Source organism: Endothiovibrio diazotrophicus (assembly GCF_054657215.1).
Genome location: NZ_BAAHXB010000117.1, coordinates 1 through 16,947 on the forward strand (window position 1 = coordinate 1; position 16,947 = coordinate 16,947).

The window sequence follows — 16,947 nt, forward strand, 5'->3', positions numbered from 1 at the left end:
CGGTGCGGTAGTCGAAGTGGTGGTGGCCGTATTCGACAAGGTGGGGGACGGCATATATCGCGTACGGGTCGTAGTACACGTGGCGGTACCCCTCGCTATCATAATAAACCCGCGTGCATATAACGGTGCCGGTTCTGGTGGCTTCTAGCCCGAAAGGTAGGCCCGTCGTGGAGAGCGGAGGATAGTCCACAGGCGATGAGCACGGGGCCGTGGTGGTTTGGTGGTATTCGATTCCGCCGAAGAACTGCTCGGTGACTCGTCCTTTGTCGTCGATCACGCTGAACGTCGGTTTGGTTTTTCCCCCTCGCTTCTCGATGTTCTTGCCGAAGTCGCGGTTCCAACGGTAGCTGGTGGGATGGCCGGCGTAGTCTTCGATGCTGGCGAGCACCATGGTTCCGGTCAACATCCCGCTGGTCACGACCCCGGGAAAGGAGATAACCGAATAGGCGTAGTCCTTATAGTGGTAGTGCTGGGTTCTCCCCGCCGGATCGGTGATGGCGTCAACGTAGCCGTACTCGTTGTACTCAATGAGATAGGGGCGTCCGGCACCGTCAGTGATCGACGTCGGCCGCTTGGTCTGGCCATCGCGGGTGATGGTGATGGACGTGCCGGCGGGGTTGATGACCCGCACGAGGTAACCGCGCTTCCAATCGGCCATGCCGGTCTGGAACTCGCTCATGTCGAATTCGAAGGTGGTGCCGTTGGGGAATTCGACGTGGCCGGTACTAGCGCGGCTGCCATAGCGGGCGCTGATGCCAAACGCCTCGGGACGGTTGCCGGGGGCGATGCGGTAGTGGTCGGGGCCGTCCGCGGTAAAGGCGTAGAGGGCGCCGTTGGGCGTGGTGAGTCCGAGGGTCCCGCTGGCCCCGGCCTGGAGGAACCATTCGGTGTTGAGCCAGGTGCCCGGTCCGAAGGGGCCGGCCTGGTTGCCGGTTCCGGCGGTGCTGCCGTAGCCGCAGGTGAGGCGCACCGGAAAGAGTCCGTTGATGCCCAGCGAGTGGTCCTCGAAGACCGAGCCGCTGCCGGTAGCGAGATCGACCGGATTGCCGGCCTTGGGGCCACCGCACGGGGGGGCCGGGTCGAAGGTGCGCGGCACGAAGGTCGAGGCGCCGCAGCAGAACTTGGGGATGCCGACACCGGGATCGGTGGAGATGGTCATGCCGTCGGCGGAGACGGTGGCGCTGCCCTGGCGGCGCCACTGGTTGGAGGTGGGGTCGGGGACCGGGGACTCATCGTAGTACCAGAGGTCGGCGTGCTCGCCGGGGGCGAGGCCGAGTTCGTTGGGCATGGTGACCGGGATCGGCTCGCTGGGGTGAGCGCCGCCGGCGCGGAAGAAGTAGTAGAGGTAGATGGTGGTGGCGGTGACGCCGTCGGGGAGCGGCTTGATCGGCAGCCGGTCGGGGCTGGCGGTGCGCACGTTGATCTCGGTGATGGGGGTGCCGTCCCAGCCGGTGAGGGTGGCCCCGTCGGGGATGTGCAGGGCGAAGTTGGGCAGCGCCTCGAAGGTGACGTCGGTGCCGACGCCGGGGGTGATGGTGACCTTGTTGGCGGTGTCGATGGCGGAGAGGTAGCTGGTGAGCACCGGGTTCTGCTGGCCGGGCTCGATCATCACCGGCATGGCGATGCGCGAGGGGTATTGGGTGGTTGGTGTGTTGAGGGTGCCGCCGTCGATGAGCACCACCTGATCGCCGGTGAGCGGCGGGTCGGTGAAGAGGTAGAAGCCGGCGGCGTCGGTGGTGGTGTAGGCGTCGCCCAGTTGGACGCCGACGCCGGCCATGGGGTGGTCGTCGGCGGCGTTGAGAATGCGGCCGACGACGGTGGTGGTGCCGGCGGGGAGGATCGTTGCCTGGAGCGGTGCGGTGCGGGTGACCTCGGTCTGGCCCTCGCGGCCGGTGGCGGTGACGGTGAAGGCGAAGTCGCCCGCGGCCGCCTCGGGGTCGGCGGTGAGGATCAGGGTGGCGGGGCGGCGCAGGGTGAGGCTGCCGGCGGTGAAGGCGGCGGTGAGGCCGTCGGGGAGGCCGTCGATGGCGAGCTGGATCGGCTGGCGGTATTCGCTGAGGCCCAGGCTCTGCAACTGGACCATGACGTAGGCCTGGCCGCCGGGGGTGAGGGTGGTGGCGGCGGGGGCGGCCTGGATGGCGAAGGCCTCCTGTTGCTGGAGGGTGAAGGGTTCGGCGCTGGTCGCCTCGCCGTCGGCGGTGGTCAGCGCGATGGGGCCGCTCTGGGCGTCCAGGGGGACGACGGCGCGCAGGGTGGTGGCATCGGCGTAGGCGATGGCGGCGGGGGTGGCGGAAGCGCCGAAGAGGATGCGGTTGTTGGCCGGGGTGAGGGCGTCGAAGTTGCGGCCGGTGATCGTCACCAGGGTGCCGGCGGGGCCCTCGGCGGGGGTGAAGGCGTCGATGCGCGGGCCGGGGCTTTCGAGGTGGATCGTCAGCGGGGCGGAGGTGCCGCCGCCGGGGGCGGGGTTGAAGAGGGTGAGGACCGCCTCGCCGGGCTCAGCAAGGAGCGATGCGGGAATGGTGGCGGCGAGGGCGGTGTCGCTGATCCTGGTGGTGGCGAGGGGCTGGGCGCCGAGGTAGGCGACGCTCGCCTCGATGAAGCCGGAGCCGCTGAGGGTGAGGGTGGCGGGGCCGGGCGGGTCGGTGAGTTCGAGGGTCGCGGGGGCGACGGCGTCGAGCTGCGGCACCGGGTTGGGATCGAGCACGGTGAAGGGCAGCGCCGCGGAGGGGCCATCGCTGGGGTGGGGGTTCTCGACCCGCACGTCGTAGACCGCCGGGCGGGTGAGGGACTCGGCGGGGAGGTGGGCGGTAAGCCGGTCGTAGTCTTCCCATTGGGCGGGGTAGCGGTCGTCGCCGAAGAGCAGGGCGGCGCCGTCGAAGAAGGGGCCGCCGGTGAGGGTGAGGTCGAGGCCGGCGGCAAGCAGCGGATCGCCGGTGATCGCCTGCTCGGGGGTGAGGGCGGTGAGTTCGGGGGTGGGGGCCGGTAGCGGCAGCAGCTCCAGGCTCTCGTTGCGCCGGCCGCTGATCACCAGGGCGAGGTTGTAGCGTTCGCTGACCGCGGCGGCGCGGGGGCGGGTGAGGGGGGCGTAGGGGTTGGTGAGGGTGCCGGTGGCGAGGTCGAGGAGTGCGGTGCGGTCGCCGTTGGCCAGGGTGATCAGCAGGCGGTGGGTGCGCGGCTGGAGGGCCAGGGCGGTGATCGGCTGGTTGAACGGGAGTTCGTTGACCACCGCGCCGTCGGCGAGGCGGACCACCTGGAGGCGCTTGCGGCTGCCGAGGGAGACGGCGGCGAGGTCGAGCTGCTCGTCGAGCACCAGGCTGTCGGCGTGGCGGGAGAGCGGCAGGCGGGCGGTGAGCTGGCGGCTGGCGAGGTCGAGGACCAGCAGTTCGCCCTGGTGGCCCGGTTCGTTGTCGGTGTGCCCGTCGTGGTCTTCGTCGTCTTCCCGGTCATCGCCCTGATCGTCGCCCCGACCGTCGCCGCTGTCGTCGGCGTTTCCGTTGTCGTTCGGGTTTCCGTTGCCGTTGTTGGCGTTGCCGCCGCGGTCGCGGCGGTTGTCGTCGCTCTGTACCTGACGGTTGATGGCGTAGAGCTGGCCGCGGCCGTGGTGGACGGCAAGGCCGGCGAGCCGGGTGTGGCGCAGCCGCAGGGACTCGCTGCGGCGCTGCTCGAGGTCGATGAAGTGGAGGGTGTCGCGGTTCTTTTGGGCGGCGATGGCCAGCCCCGGGGCGGCGGCCAGGGTGTCGATGGCCTGGCCGGTGGGGATGCGGTCGGCGAGCAGGGCGCGGCCCTGGAGGTCGAGGAGCAGCAGGCCGTGGTGGCGGTCGGTGCCGATCAGGGCGAGTTGTCGTTCGGGGTCGATGGCCAGCGTATTGGCCCAGGCGGGCAGCGCGATCTCCTCCACCGGGGTGCCGGCGGGGCCGAGGAGGAAGGCGCGGCGGTCGGCGGCCAGGGCGACGGCGATTTGATGGCGGTTGTCCATGGCGACGTCGATGAGGCGGGCGTGGTGGCGGGCGTCGTCGATCGGCAGGACGGTGGTGGTGCCGTCGTCGGCCAGGGGCCAAGCGGCGTGGGCGGCGGCGGTGAGCGCGAACAGGGCGAGGAGCGCGCCGAGGCGGCGGAGGAGGGGATGGCGGTGGGGGGCCCTGGCGGTCATGGTCGCGGTCCTCGGTGGGCTTTGTTCGGGGTTCGTCGGCCGGCGGCCGTGCGGTTGTGGTTCGGTCGCGTCGGGGCGCGGTTCGGTTGGTTGCGGTGCGGGACGGCCGCCCACCGGGGTTCCGGGGTTCGGCGGGGGCGCTTCGCACCATCGCGGCCTGGGGGCCGCTCCTACAGGGGAGGTGGTGCCTTCCCCTGCGGCAGCGACCGGATCAGCCGGCGGGCATCCGGGGGATGCGGCCGGCGGGGTGGCGGTACTCCTTGCCGCTGACCGTGATCAGGGTGACGGTGGCGGGGCCGTTCATGGCGGCGGCCAGGCGGACCCGCTCCACCCGTTCGCCGCCGGCCAGCGGGGCGAGGGTGTCGCCGAGGGAGGCGACGATGGTGTAGGTGGTCTCGGCCATCAGGGTGCTGGGGCCGGTGGGCAGGTCGACGGCGACCGAGGCGGTGGCGGCGTCGATGGTGCCGGTGAGGGCGGGGGTGGTGGCCGAGGTGGTGTTGGTGCCGTTGGTGGGGACCACGGTAACCTTTACGGTGTTGCCGACGGGCACGCCGGTTGTGGCAATCTCGACCGTCACAGGGTTGGGGGTGTCGGCGGGGAGGGAGATGTCGGCGTCGCCGGTAGGTATCGTTGGTGCGGTGATGCCGCCGACGGAAGTGATACGCAAAGTCGGCATACCGGCGACGAAGGCACTGGTGGGGTTACCAAATGTGAAAGCGGGATCAGTGCCGGCGGTGCGAAGTATGGTCTCCGCTTCCAAGCGTATACGGCCGTTTCCGCCGTGTCCGTAGTCGCGGTCTTGAGCGCCGTCTGGCGCGCCCTTCGCGTAGAGTCCCCCATTACCGGAAAGTGTGGTGGCGACGATGCGGATTGCGCCGCCAGAACCCCCGCCCCCGGATCCTCCAACGCCGGTTCCGGCTATCGGACCTCCAGTGCCTCCGTTAGCGTAGATAGTGCCTGTGATATCGACGGCTTCAGAGGCAGCAATGAGGATAGCCCCGCCACCACCACCGCCACCGCTGCCGTGAAACAACGTCCCGCCGATGCCGCCACCGCCTCCGGAGCCGCCGATCAGAGGAAGTAGGGCTTCGGTCCCGTAGGTGGGGCCTCCGTAGCTGGTCCGGGAGCTGATCCCCGCGCTCCCGAAGCCACCACCACCGCCATCACCGCCATAGGTGTAAGGTGAACTTCTCTGAAGTCCCCCTTGGCCACCACCGGGCCCGATTCCGTGTTCTGCCCGGATGGAGGTGTCGTTGATCGGGGGATATCCCGAACCACCGCGGAAACCACCGGGGCCAGGGGCACCAGGGATACCGTCGTCTCCCAGGTTTCCGTCCCCCGCCGCCCCTGCGGGTGTTCCCCATTCACCGCTGATGTCGATGGTCCCGGCAATGTTGACGTTCCCCGAAGCAAGGATCGTCACCGGCGTATTCGCCGCATTGGGCGTGAAGCGCAGCGTCGCGCCGGCGGCGACGTTGACGTCGGTGTAGTTGAAGACGCCGTCGGGGGGGAGCGGCAGGGTGGTGTCGATGGTGACGTCCAGCGCGCCGTCGGCGCCGGTGCTGCCGCTGTCGTAGGCCCAGGCGGGGACGGGGCCGGCGAGCGGGAGCAGCAGCGCCGCGGCCAGCGCGGCGCGCACGGCGGGGTGGCGGTTCATGACGTCTCTCCTTGCGGTTTGGGTGCGGTTCATGCCGGTACTCCTGGGCTCGGCCGGTTAGGGCACGGTTTCGTAGACGGTGAAGGTGTTGGCCGGCGACGACTCCGCAGGGGTGTCGTAGCCGGGCAATCGGAGGCGGATCACCCGCGGCCCGAGGGGGGCGCCGGGGGGGACGCGCAGCGGTACGGTGATCTCGGTGCCGAGGTCGTTGATCTGCAGCATCGGGCCGATCTGGAGGCCGTCGCCGGGGGTGGCGGTGACCGCGCGGGCGGCTTGCAGGTGCTCGCCGCGGATGGTCAGGGTGACGGTGTCGTCGAGGCCGGCGAGGATCGGGTCGATGGAGAGGATCGTCGGAGTGCCTGCGTGGACCCAGAGCTGACCGTCGGTCGGGGCGGCGAAGGGGATCGGGTTGCCGGCGGTGTCGATCAGTTCCACCGCCCGCGGGCCGCCGGGGGCGGCGGGATCGAGGTCGAGGGCGACGGTGAGGGTGCGGCCGTCGGCGGCGATGATGGGGGCGGCGAGGGTGACGCCGTCGGCCGGTTGCAGACGGACTTCGTTGACCGTGTCGAGTCCTTCGCCGGTGACGGTGAGCAGGGCGCCGGTGGTGCCGGGGAGGAGGCCGGCGGGGTCGATGGCGCGGGCGATCGGGCCGACGGCGATGCCGAGGGGGGCGGCGTAGAGGCCGCGCTGTGCGGCGTTGGCCAGCGGGTCGGCCTCCAGGACGACGCCGAGGGGGGCGGACCAGGCGCTCCGCTCGGGGGCGGGCGGGGTCTCGCCGCTCTCCTTGACGATGCCGACCAGGGGGGCGAGCAGCGGGGTGATGAGCTGCGGCGGGGTGTCGCTGACGGTGACGGTGTTGGCCGCGCCGGCGGTGGCGTCGCTGGGGCCGCCGGGGGTGACGATCTGCACCACCCGCGGGCCGACGGCGGCGCCGGGGGCGAGGGTGACGGTGGCGCTCACTTCGGTGGCCTCGGCGTTGAGGGTGAGCGGGCCGACGGTGACGCCCTCTTCGGGGAGCAGGCGCAGGCTCTCGGCGTGGTCGAAGTCGGCGCCGTGCACCGTGAGGGTGACCGGGGTGCCGTCGGCGACCAGGACCTGCGGGGTGACCGAGCGGATCACCGGCGGCGGCGGGGTGACCAGGAACTGGGTGGCGCCCGGGGTGGCCGGGGGGAGGGCCGCGCCGCCGGCGGTGGTGACCCGGACGGTGCGCACGGTGGTGGGGGCGTCGGCGGCGAGGGTCAGCGCGACGGTGAGGGTGCGGCCGTCGGCGGCCACCGTCGGGGTACCGGTGGTGATGCCGTCGGCGGGGTGGAGGGCGACCGCGGCGGCCTCGCCCAGGCCACTGCCCTCGATGGTGAGGGTGAGGGTGGTGCCGATGATGGCGCGGGCCGGGGCGATGGCGGTGATGGCGCCGCCGTAGACGAGGCCGAGCGGGGTGGAGTAGGCGGCGTAGTCGGTGCTGGTCGGGGTGGGCGGCGCCTCGCGGACCACGCGCAGCGGCGGGGCGGTGAGGTTGGGGACCTCGGTGCCGGTCTCGAGCACGACGTAGACGGTGTTGGCGGCGTCGGCGGTGGCCGCGGAGCTGCCGCCGGCGGTGGTGACGGTGACCGTGCGGGGGCCGAGTTCGGCGTCGGGGGCGATGGCGACGGGGGCGGTGATCACCATGCGTGCGCCGTCCACCGCCACCTCGGGGGTGCCGACGGTGAGGCCGGCGGCGGGGGTGAGATCGACGCCGTAGAGGTCGTTGAAGTAGCGCCCGCGCAGGGTCAGGGTCTGGCCGTTGAGGCCGGGGCGGAGGTAGAGCGGTGCGGTGGATTCGATCACCGGCGGCGGCGGGGTGATCAGCAGGCGGTCGCCGCCGTTGAGGGCGGGGTAGGGGGTGCCGTTGGCGTCGAACAGGGTGAGCTGGCGCACGCCGAGGGGGGCGTCGGCGGTGACGGTGGCCTCGACGGTGACGCTGGTGCCGTCGGCGGCGGGGAGCAGCGGGCCGAAGAGGAGACCGTCGGGCGGGGTGGCGGCGAGGGTGGTGGCGCCCTGCAGGCCGCTGCCGATGAGGGTGAGCGGCGCGGGGCCGGTGCCGATGGTGCGCCGCGCCGGTTCGATGCGCTGCAGGGCGGCGCCGTAGACCACCTGCAGGGCGGGGGCGGCGAGGTTGGCGATCGACTGTTCGGCGGGCGGGGCGGGGGGCGATTCCACGACTACGCCGAGGCGGGGGGCGTAGCGGGTGTTGATGCCGGCGAGCTGCTCGGCGACGTAGACCGGGACGGCGATCGGGGCGATGCCGGGGGCTTCGGCGCGCAGGCTGGTGGTGCCTTCGCTGAGGCCGGCCACCCGGGTGCGCGCCTCGGTCTCGCCGGCGGCGAGGGTGAGGGTGGTGCTCTCCAGGCGGGCGATGGCGGGGTCGTCGATGCTCAGGGCGAAGGTGTGGGCCTCCACGTCGGCGTGGGAGAGCCACAGGATCACCGGGTGGAAGACGCCGTCGGGGAGGCGGCCCACCGGCACCGGGGTGAGGTAGGCGCGGGGGATCTCGGGGCGGACTTCGACGGTGGCGCTGGTTTCGCCCGCGGCGGTGGTGAAGGTGAGGGTCTGGGGGCCGAGGGGGAGGTCGGGGTCGGCCTGGAGTTCGAAATCGACCCGGCCGTCGGCGGTGGTGGCGCCGCTCACCGTGAGGCCGGGGTGGGAGGTGGTGATGCGGGCGCCGTTGAGGCCGCTCCCGGTGGCGCTGGCGGGGAGGCGATCGCCGTGGTTGATGCGTTGCGGGGTGAAGCTGTCGATGGCCGGGGCGGCGGCGGTGGCGTCGGCGTTGATCTGGAGGAGGTTGCCGACGGCGTCGTAGCGGTACTCGGTGACCTGGCCGCTCTCGTCGATGGAACGGATCAGGCGGCCCGCCTCGTCGTAGTCGTAGCGCTGGTCGGAGGCGTGGGCGGACAGGGCGAGGAGGAGGGCCCAGGCGAGCAGCGCGGCGAGGCGGTGCGGGATGCGGGTGTTCCGTTTCATGACCTCTTCCCTGAAGTTTCCGGGCTACTGTGCGGCGGGTGGCGCGCCGGGAGGGGTGGGCGCGTCGGTTGCCGCCGGTGGGGCGGTGGGGGCGCCCCAGCCGTTGGCGCGGGCGCGCTCCTCCCAGCGGTTGGCGGCGACGGTATCGCGGGGGACGCCGTAGCCGTAGGCGTGGATCTCGGCGAGGCGGTGCTGGGCGGCGGGGTGCTCTTGGGCGGCGGCCTGCTCCAGCCAGTGGCGGGCTTGGGCGTAGTTGCGCGGGGTGCCGTGGCCGCGGAAGTGGAGTTCGCCGAGGAGGTATTGGGCCTCGGCATCGCCGGCCGCGGCCTCGCTTTCGAGCAGCGGGCGGGCGGCGGCGTAGTCGCCGCGACGGTAGGCATCGACGCCGGGGTGGACGGCGGGGGCTCCGGTTGCGGCGGTGGGGGAGGCCGCGGGGACGGAGGGGATGGCGGTGAGCTGCGCGGCGGGCTGCCGGTCGGCGGTCGAGTCCGGGGCGGGGCAGCAGGCGGCGAGGGTGGCGGCGAGCAGCAGCAGGGTGAGGTGTCGGTCCATCGGGGCGCGGCGATCCATGGGTCACGGGGTATGTTGGTTGACGTTAGCGCTTCTTGCCGGTGGGCGACAATTGGAGAATTCTGAAATTCCCATCAGAAAAATCTGATTTATTTTGAGGATTTTCTGAGGTGGTGTAACGAAATATGGGTGATGGGCGTTGGTGGTTGACGGTGGGGTCGACGGCGTCCACGGGGCGCCCTGCGGGCGCCGTGGTGGTGAGAGGGGCTGTGTTCGGAAAGGCTTGTTGTGCCGTGTGGTGCGGAGTTTTCGGCGAGGCCAGCGGCGTGCGCGGCACGCCCTATAGGGCGCCCCGTGGGCGCCGTGGCGGTGGGAGGGGCTGGGACGCGAAGGGGTTCTCCGATGGAAAGTGAACCTCATACAATGATACTCATAAGCTCATTGTTTGTGCCTTGTTGGCGCAGGAGAACTGCAATGCCCCGTTATCGCCGCTTCTACTTCGGTTCCACCTGGTTTTTCACCGTGGTAACCCACCAACGTCGGCCGTTTTTGTGTACCGATTCGGCGCGGCGTTGCCTGCGGGAGGCGGTGGTGGAGTGTCGGGGGCGTTACCCGTTTTCGGTGGAGGGGTGGGTGCTGATGCCGCAACACCTCCATTGCGTCTGGTCGTTGCCGGAAGAGGATACGGACTACTCGCGTCGGTGGGGGGTGATCAAGCGATTATTTACGCAGCGATTTCGGGAGGCGGGTGGAGGGCGGCCGCCTTATTGGCAGCGGCGTTTCTGGGCCCACTGGCTGATCGACGAACGGGATCTGCGGAACCACCTGCATTACCTCCATTTCAATCCGGTGAAGCATGGGGTGGTGGAGCGGGTAGTGGATTGGCCGTGGTCGTCGTTTCATTGGTGGGTGGCGCGGGGGGAGTACGGCGAGGATTGGGGTGGGGAGGTGCGGTTGCCTGAGGGGGTGGGGAGGGAGTAGAGCGCGGAGTGTTCGGCGAGGCCGGCGGCGTGCGCGGCACGCCCTATAGGGCGCCCCGTGGGCGCCGTGGCGGTGGGAGGGGCTGTGTTCGGAAAGGCTTGTTGTGCCGTGGGGTGCGGAGTGTTCGGCGAGGCCGATGGTGTGTGCGGCACGCCCTATGGGGCATCCAACGGGCGTAGACGGTCGAGGGACTCTTCGGCGATCTCGCGGACGTCGGGGTCGGCGTCGTCGAGGCGGGCCTGGAGGCAGGGGCGGGCCTCGGTGGTTTCGGAGTAGCCGAGGTAGAGGGTGGCGTCGGCGCGGATGCGGGCGTCGGGGTGGGTGCTGAGGCGGCACAATTCGGCGGCGGCGACCGCCGCGAGGCCGCTGCCGTGGAGCATTTCGAAGATGGCGCCGATGCCGACCCGGACCTGCATCGGGGTGTCCGGGTCTTCGAGCAGGCCTACCAGGGGGATCAACAGGGTGGGGTGCTTGCGCACCGTGGCTTCGGCGTGGGTGAGATCGCCGTTGGCGAGGCGCTCGCCGAGCCAGCGGGTGACGCCCTGGTCGCTGGCGGCCTCCTCGGCCCAGCGGCGCAGTTCGCCCGGCGACTGGGCGCCGCTCAGCTCGATCGGGCCGATGCGGCACCAGGGCACCGAGCGGACCCCGGCGGCGGCGGCGCGTTCCGGGTGGACCGCGACGTTGACCACTTCGAGGGCGCCGATGGCGCCCTCCTTGACCAGGGCGGCGAGCCCCTCCAGCACGGCGGGGCAGTGGGGGCAGCCGGGGGCGATGAGGAGCAGGGCGTCGGGGGTGGGCATGGTAGGGATTGGCGTCGGCAGGGAGGTGCATTCAACACCAATCGGGCGGGCGTCGCCAGTGGGGGCTGGCGGCGCCGCGGTTGTCGGGGAGGGCGTGCGGGCCGATGGAGCGGTGGCGTTCGGCGAGGGCGGCGGCGTGCACGGCACGCCCTATAGGGCGCCCCGTGGGCGCGGTGGAGCGGCCGCGTTTGAAATCCCGCCAGAATCTCACCATATATGAAAATAGGCCCAAGCCGATTTTCATGGCCTCATAAAACCGAGTTATTTGGTATTATTAGCGAATTCTAAATTTCGGGGTCCTTCCATGACCAGTATTCGATTCCTGATCTCGATCCCGCTGCTGTTCGCCCTCTGCGCGGCGTCGGCGGCGGAGGCGCCGCTGGCCACCGCGCCGGCGGAGTTCCGTTCCGTGGTCCGCGAAAACGCCTTCGACGGGGTGGTGGAGGCGATCAACCGCACCACCGTGTCGGCGGAGACCAACGGCCGGGTGGAGGAGATCCTCTTCGACGTCGACGACTATGTGACCAAGGGGACGGTGATCCTCCGTTTCCGCGATACCGACCAGCGCGCCGGCTTGGCTCAGGCGGAGGCGACGCTGAACGAGACCGAGGCGCGCTTCAAGGAGGCCGACAGCGAGTACCGGCGGGTGGTCGATCTGTTGAAGAAGGATCTCGCCGCACAGTCGGCGATGGACAAGGCGGAGGCGGCGCTGAAGGCGGCGCGGGCACGGCTCGATGCGGCCCGCGCCGGGGTGGAACAGGCCCGCGAGCAGTTGGAGCATACGGTGGTCCGCGCGCCCTACAGCGGCATCGTCACCGAGCGCCACGTGGAGCTGGGCGAAGTGGCCAATCCGGGGCAGCCGTTGATGTCGGGGATCTCCCTGGAGCGGCTGCGGGTGGCGGCGCAGGTGCCGCAGCGGCTGATCGAGGCGGTACGGCTCCACGGCAAGGCACGGGTGGAGGTGAGTCGTGGCGAGGCGGACGACCGCACGGCGATCTCGATCCCCGCCGAGGGGCTCACCTTCTTCCCCCACTCCGATCCGCAGACCCACACCTTCACCGTGCGCGTGCAGCTGCCGGAGGGGCAGCAGGGGCTCTATCCGGGGATGTTCGTCAAGGCGCTGTTCGTCACCGGCGAGGTGAAGCGGCTGGTGGTGCCGGAGTCGGCGGTGGTCCGTCGCGGTGAGGTGAGCGCGGTCTACGTGGTCGGCGAGGATGGTGCGCCGCGGCTGCGCCAAGTGCGTCTGGGGCGCTTCGATGACCGCTGCGGGCGGGTGGTGCTGGCCGGCCTGGAGGAGGGTGAGCCGGTGGCGCTCGACCCGATCCGTGCCGGGGTGCTGCTGAAGGGCTCCAAGGAGGCGCCATGAACAGCCGCGCCAGCGACAAGCCCACTGAAAAACTGGGGATTTCCGGGGCGGTCGCCGCCAAGTTCCTCACCTCGGAGATCACCCCGCTGCTCGCCCTGGTCGGGCTGCTGCTGGGGATCTTTGCGGTGGTGGTGACGCCGCGCGAGGAGGAGCCGCAGATCAACGTCACCTTCGCCAACGTCTTCATCCCCTTCCCGGGGGCGACGGCGCGCGAGGTGGAGGAGCTGGTGGCCACCGGCGCCGAGCAGGTGCTCTCGGAGGTGGACGGGGTGAAGCACGTCTACTCCGCCTCGCAGCCGGGGATGGCGGTGCTCACCGTCCGTTTCAAGGTGGGGGAGGACCGCACCGCGGCGATCGTGCGCCTCTACAACGCGCTCTACTCCAACCAGGACTGGCTGCCGGCCAACCTGGGGGTGCAGCTGCCGCCGATCATCAAGCCGATGGGCATCGACGATGTGCCGATCGTCACGTTGACCCTGTGGAGTCGCGATGAGGCGACCAGCGGCGACGACCTGGCGCGGGTGGCCCACGCCCTGGAGGCGGAGCTGAAAAGGGTGCCGGGGACCCGTGACATCTACACCGTGGGCGGCCCGGAGCGGGTGGTCCACGTGCTCCTCGATCCGCAGCGCATGGCCGGCTACGGGATCGCCCTGGACGACCTGCGCCGCGCGCTGGCCGCCGGCAACGCCTCCCGCGATGCCGGCGCGCTGGTCGGCGGCAACCGCGAGATCCCGGTGCAGGCCGGCGCCTTCCTCACCTCGCCGGAGGAGGTGGCGGGGCTGGTGGTGGGGGTCCACGAGGGGGCGCCGGTCTACCTCTCCGATGTGGCCGAGGTGCGCCTGGCGCCGGACCAGCCGGAGCAGTACGTCTGGTTCGGCGGCGGCCCGGCCTCCGATGTGCCGGCGGGTTACCACCCGGCGGTGACCATGGCGGTGGCGAAGAAGCCGGGGACCAACGCGGTGGCGATCGCCGCCAACGTGATGGAGCGTCTGGATCAGCTGCGCGGCATCTTCATCCCCGAGGGGGTGGAGGTGACGGTGACCCGCAACTACGGCGAGACCGCCGACGCCAAGGCCAAGACTCTGGTCGGCAAGCTGATCTTCGCCACCGCGGCGGTGGTTTTTCTGGTGCTGCTGGCGCTCGGTTGGCGCGAGGCGATCATCGTCGGCGTGGCGGTGGTGATCACGCTGACCATCACGCTGTTCGCCTCCTGGGCGTGGGGCTTCACGCTCAACCGGGTGTCGCTGTTCGCGCTGATCTTCTCCATCGGCATCCTGGTCGATGACGCCATCGTGGTGGTGGAGAACGTCCACCGCCACATCCAGATGGGGGCGAAGAACCTGCTGGAGGCGATCCCGCGGGCGGTCGACGAGGTGGGCGGACCGACCATCCTGGCCACCTTCACGGTGATCGCGGCGCTGCTGCCGATGGCGTTCGTCACCGGGCTGATGGGGCCCTACATGAGCCCGATCCCGATCAACGCCTCGATCGGCATGCTGATCTCGCTGGCGGTGGCCTACGTGCTGACCCCCTGGCTGACCTACAAGATGGTGCGCAACGCGCCGGCCCACCACGCCGAGGAGTCGGCGGGCGGGCCGCTCTACGGGCTCTTCCGGCGCGGCCTCGGGCCGTTCCTGCGCGGCCGCGAGGGGCGGCGCAAGCGGGCCATCCTGTGGACCGTGATCGGCGCGTTGATCGTCGCCTCGGTGGGGCTGGTGGTGGTCGAGGTGGTGGTGCTGAAGATGCTGCCCTTCGACAACAAGTCGGAGTTCCAGGTGGTGGTGGACATGCCGGAGGGGACCAGCGCGGAGCAGACCGCGCGGGTGCTCGACGCGCTCGCCGCCGAGGTGGCCAAGGTGCCGGAGGTGACCGACTATCAGGTCTACGCCGGCACCGCGGCGCCGATCAACTTCAACGGCCTGGTGCGCCAGTACTACCTGCGCCAGGGGGCCAATGTCGGCGACATCCAGGTGAACCTGATGGCGAAGGGCCAGCGCCACCGCAAGAGCCACGAGATCGCGTTGGCGGTGCGCGGGCCGCTGCAGGCGATCGGCGAGCGCTTCGGCGCCAACGTCAAGGTGATCGAGGTGCCGCCGGGGCCGCCGGTGCAGGCGCCGCTGGTGGCCGAGGTCTACGGCCTCGACTACGACGGCCAGATCCGCATGGCCAAGGCGCTGCGCGGGGTGTTCGAGCAGACCGCCGACATCGTCGATGTGGACGACAGCGTGGAGGCGCCGAGCGAGCGGCTGGTGGTCCACGTCGACCGCGCCAAGGCGGCGCGGCTGGGGGTGGCCCAGTCGGCGGTGGCCGATGCCCTGGCGACCCTGCTCAAGGGCGAGGACGCCAGCTATCTGCACGAGAGCGGGGCGAAGTACCCGGTGCCGCTGCGCCTGGAGCTGCCGGTGGCGGAGAAGGGCGGGATCGACGGTGCGCTGGCGGCCAGGATCCGCTCGGTGAGCGGGGCGCTGGTGCCGCTCTCCGAGGTGGTGAGCGTCGAGCGCACCACCCGCGAGCACACCATCTATCATAAGGATTTGATGCCGGTGGTGTTCGTCACCGGCGACATGGCCGGCCCCTTGGACAGTCCGCTCTACGGCATGTTCGAGATCTTCGCCAAGGTTTCCGGGGAGAAGCTGGCCGACGGCGAGGCGCCGGAGCAGTTCCTGATCAATCCGCCGCCGGAGCCCTACGCCTACGGCATCAAGTGGGACGGCGAGTGGCAGGTGACCTACGAGACTTTCCGCGACATGGGGATCGCCTACTCGATCGGGTTGATCCTGATCTACCTGCTGGTGGTGGCGCAGTTCCGCAGCTATCTGGTGCCGCTGATCATCATGGCGCCGATCCCGCTGACGGTGATCGGGGTGATGCCGGGGCACGCGCTGCTCGGCGCCCAGTTCACCGCCACCTCGATGATCGGCATGATCGCCCTGGCCGGCATCATCGTGCGCAACTCGATCCTGCTGGTGGAGTTCATCAACGGCGAGGTGGCCGCCGGGGTCGATTTCGAGGAGGCGGTGATCCGCGCCGGCAGCGTGCGCGCCAAGCCGATCGTGCTGACCGGGCTGGCGGCGATGCTCGGCGCGCTGTTCATCCTGGGGGACCCGATCTTCAGCGGGCTGGCGGTGTCGCTGATCTTCGGCATCTTCGTCTCCACGGTGCTGACGCTGGTGGTGATTCCGGTGCTCTATTACGCGGCGCGTTATCGCAAGCTGGCGTAGAGTGGCGGCGAGGCCGCCGGTATATAGGGCGTGCCGTGCGCGCCGTTTCGGGGCGGGGGAGGGCGCGGCGGATCGGCAGGGCGGCGGTTGCCGGATGCGGCGTGGTGGCCGTGGGGGTGTGCCGTTCGGGGAGGCCGACGGCGCGCACGGCACGCCCTATAGGGCGCGCTGCGCGCGCCGTGCCGGAACGGAGTGAGGCGGTGACGTTGACGCGCCCCACTGAATTTCGCGCATATGTTTTTTTTCCGGGGCGCAGGGAGACGCTCCGACGACATTGGCGATGCGGTTGGCACCGCACCAGAAAGAAACAACCTAATACGGAAAAAAAATGGCCGATCGCAGACTTCAGGTTTTCCATACGGTGGCGAAGCTGTTGAGCTTCACCAAGGCCGCGGAGCAGCTGCACATGACCCAGCCGGCGGTGACCTTCCAGGTGCGCCAGTTGGAGGAGCAGTTCAACACCCGGCTGTTCGACCGCACCCACAACCGGATCAGCCTCACCGATGCCGGTGAGCTGGTCTACCGCCACGCCGAGCGGATCTTCGAGCTCTACGCGCAGATGGAGAACGAGGTGCGCTCGCTCACCGGCGAGGTGAGCGGGGCGCTGATGATCGGTGCCAGCACCACGGTGGCCGAATACATGCTGCCGGTGCTGCTCGGGGATTTCCGCGCCAAGTACCCGGACGTCAACATCCAGTTGAAGGTCTCCAACTCCGACGGCATCGTCTCCATGGTGGAGAACAACACCATCGACCTCGGCGTGGTGGAGGCGCCGGTGGCCAACCGCAATCTGGCGGTGGAGGAGTGTCGCCACGACCGGCTGGTGCTGATCACCCACCCGGCCCACCCGCTGGCGGAACGGCCGATGGTGGAGGCGAAGGATGTCGTCGAACACCCCTTCATCTGCCGCGAGGAGGGTTCCGGTACCCGCGAGGTGATCGGCGAGTGGTTGACCGAGGGGGGGGTGCCGGCGAACAGTCTGCGGTTGTCGATGGGGCTGGGCAGCCCCGAGGCGATCAAGGGGGCGGTGGCCGCGGGGATGGGGATCTCGATCCTCTCGCGGGTGACCATCCTCAAGGAGTTGCAGTTGGGGATGCTCAAGGAGGTGGAACTCGATCCGCCGCTGGAGCGCCCCTTCTCGTTCGTCCACCAGAAGCAGAAGTTCCGGGCGCGGGCGATGGAGGAGCTGCTCTCGTTTGCGCGGCAGTATTGTGAGGCGCATCAGGAGGATGCGCTCTGAGGTTTCAGGCTTCAGGCTTCAGGCA

At 70.3% G+C, this 16,947-nt stretch carries 9 protein-coding genes; 4 read left to right on the forward strand and 5 right to left on the reverse strand.

Translation table 11 applies throughout. The features are described 5' to 3' along the window. From ACYQ2W_RS21340 to ACYQ2W_RS21355, 4 genes are all read right to left on the reverse strand, one after another. Positions 1–4,150 (reverse strand): IPT/TIG domain-containing protein (locus ACYQ2W_RS21340; protein WP_459871918.1); only part of this gene is annotated, 4,150 nt, incomplete at its 3' end. 211 nt (positions 4,151–4,361) lie between these two features. Continuing rightward, positions 4,362–5,807: a hypothetical protein gene (locus tag ACYQ2W_RS21345; protein WP_459871921.1), complete on the reverse strand. Its 1,446-nt coding sequence runs from the start codon at positions 5,805–5,807 to the stop codon at positions 4,362–4,364. A 57-nt stretch (positions 5,808–5,864) separates the two neighbouring features. Further along, positions 5,865–8,804, reverse strand: a complete 2,940-nt coding sequence (locus ACYQ2W_RS21350) for a hypothetical protein (RefSeq protein WP_459871924.1) — start codon at positions 8,802–8,804, stop codon at positions 5,865–5,867. A gap of 24 nt (positions 8,805–8,828) precedes the next feature. Further along, complete coding sequence (locus tag ACYQ2W_RS21355; RefSeq protein ID WP_459871927.1) at positions 8,829–9,356, reverse strand: tetratricopeptide repeat protein; 528 nt, start codon at positions 9,354–9,356, stop codon at positions 8,829–8,831. Between the two features lie 432 nt (positions 9,357–9,788). Between ACYQ2W_RS21355 and ACYQ2W_RS21360 the strand changes: the two genes are divergently transcribed. Further along, positions 9,789–10,295, forward strand: a complete 507-nt coding sequence (locus ACYQ2W_RS21360) for an REP-associated tyrosine transposase (RefSeq protein ID WP_459871930.1) — start codon at positions 9,789–9,791, stop codon at positions 10,293–10,295. 155 nt (positions 10,296–10,450) lie between these two features. Here the strand turns inward: ACYQ2W_RS21360 and ACYQ2W_RS21365 are convergent, their stop codons facing one another. Next, complete coding sequence (locus ACYQ2W_RS21365) at positions 10,451–11,095, reverse strand: thioredoxin family protein (RefSeq protein ID WP_459871933.1); 645 nt, start codon at positions 11,093–11,095, stop codon at positions 10,451–10,453. 304 nt (positions 11,096–11,399) lie between these two features. Between ACYQ2W_RS21365 and ACYQ2W_RS21370 the strand changes: the two genes are divergently transcribed. The 3 genes from ACYQ2W_RS21370 to ACYQ2W_RS21380 all read left to right on the forward strand — a co-directional run bounded on the left by ACYQ2W_RS21370 (position 11,400) and on the right by ACYQ2W_RS21380 (position 16,922). After that, on the forward strand, positions 11,400–12,461 hold the full coding sequence (locus ACYQ2W_RS21370; protein ID WP_459871935.1) for an efflux RND transporter periplasmic adaptor subunit: 1,062 nt from the start codon (positions 11,400–11,402) through the stop codon (positions 12,459–12,461). Then, positions 12,458–15,682 (forward strand): efflux RND transporter permease subunit, encoded by a 3,225-nt coding sequence (locus ACYQ2W_RS21375; protein WP_459871938.1) that lies wholly within the window; start codon positions 12,458–12,460, stop codon positions 15,680–15,682. The genes ACYQ2W_RS21370 and ACYQ2W_RS21375 overlap by 4 nt, the downstream gene beginning before the upstream one ends. A gap of 328 nt (positions 15,683–16,010) precedes the next feature. After that, entirely contained in the window at positions 16,011–16,922 is a 912-nt protein-coding gene (locus ACYQ2W_RS21380; RefSeq protein WP_459871940.1) for a LysR family transcriptional regulator, read from the forward strand. Positions 16,923–16,947 lie beyond the last annotated feature (25 nt).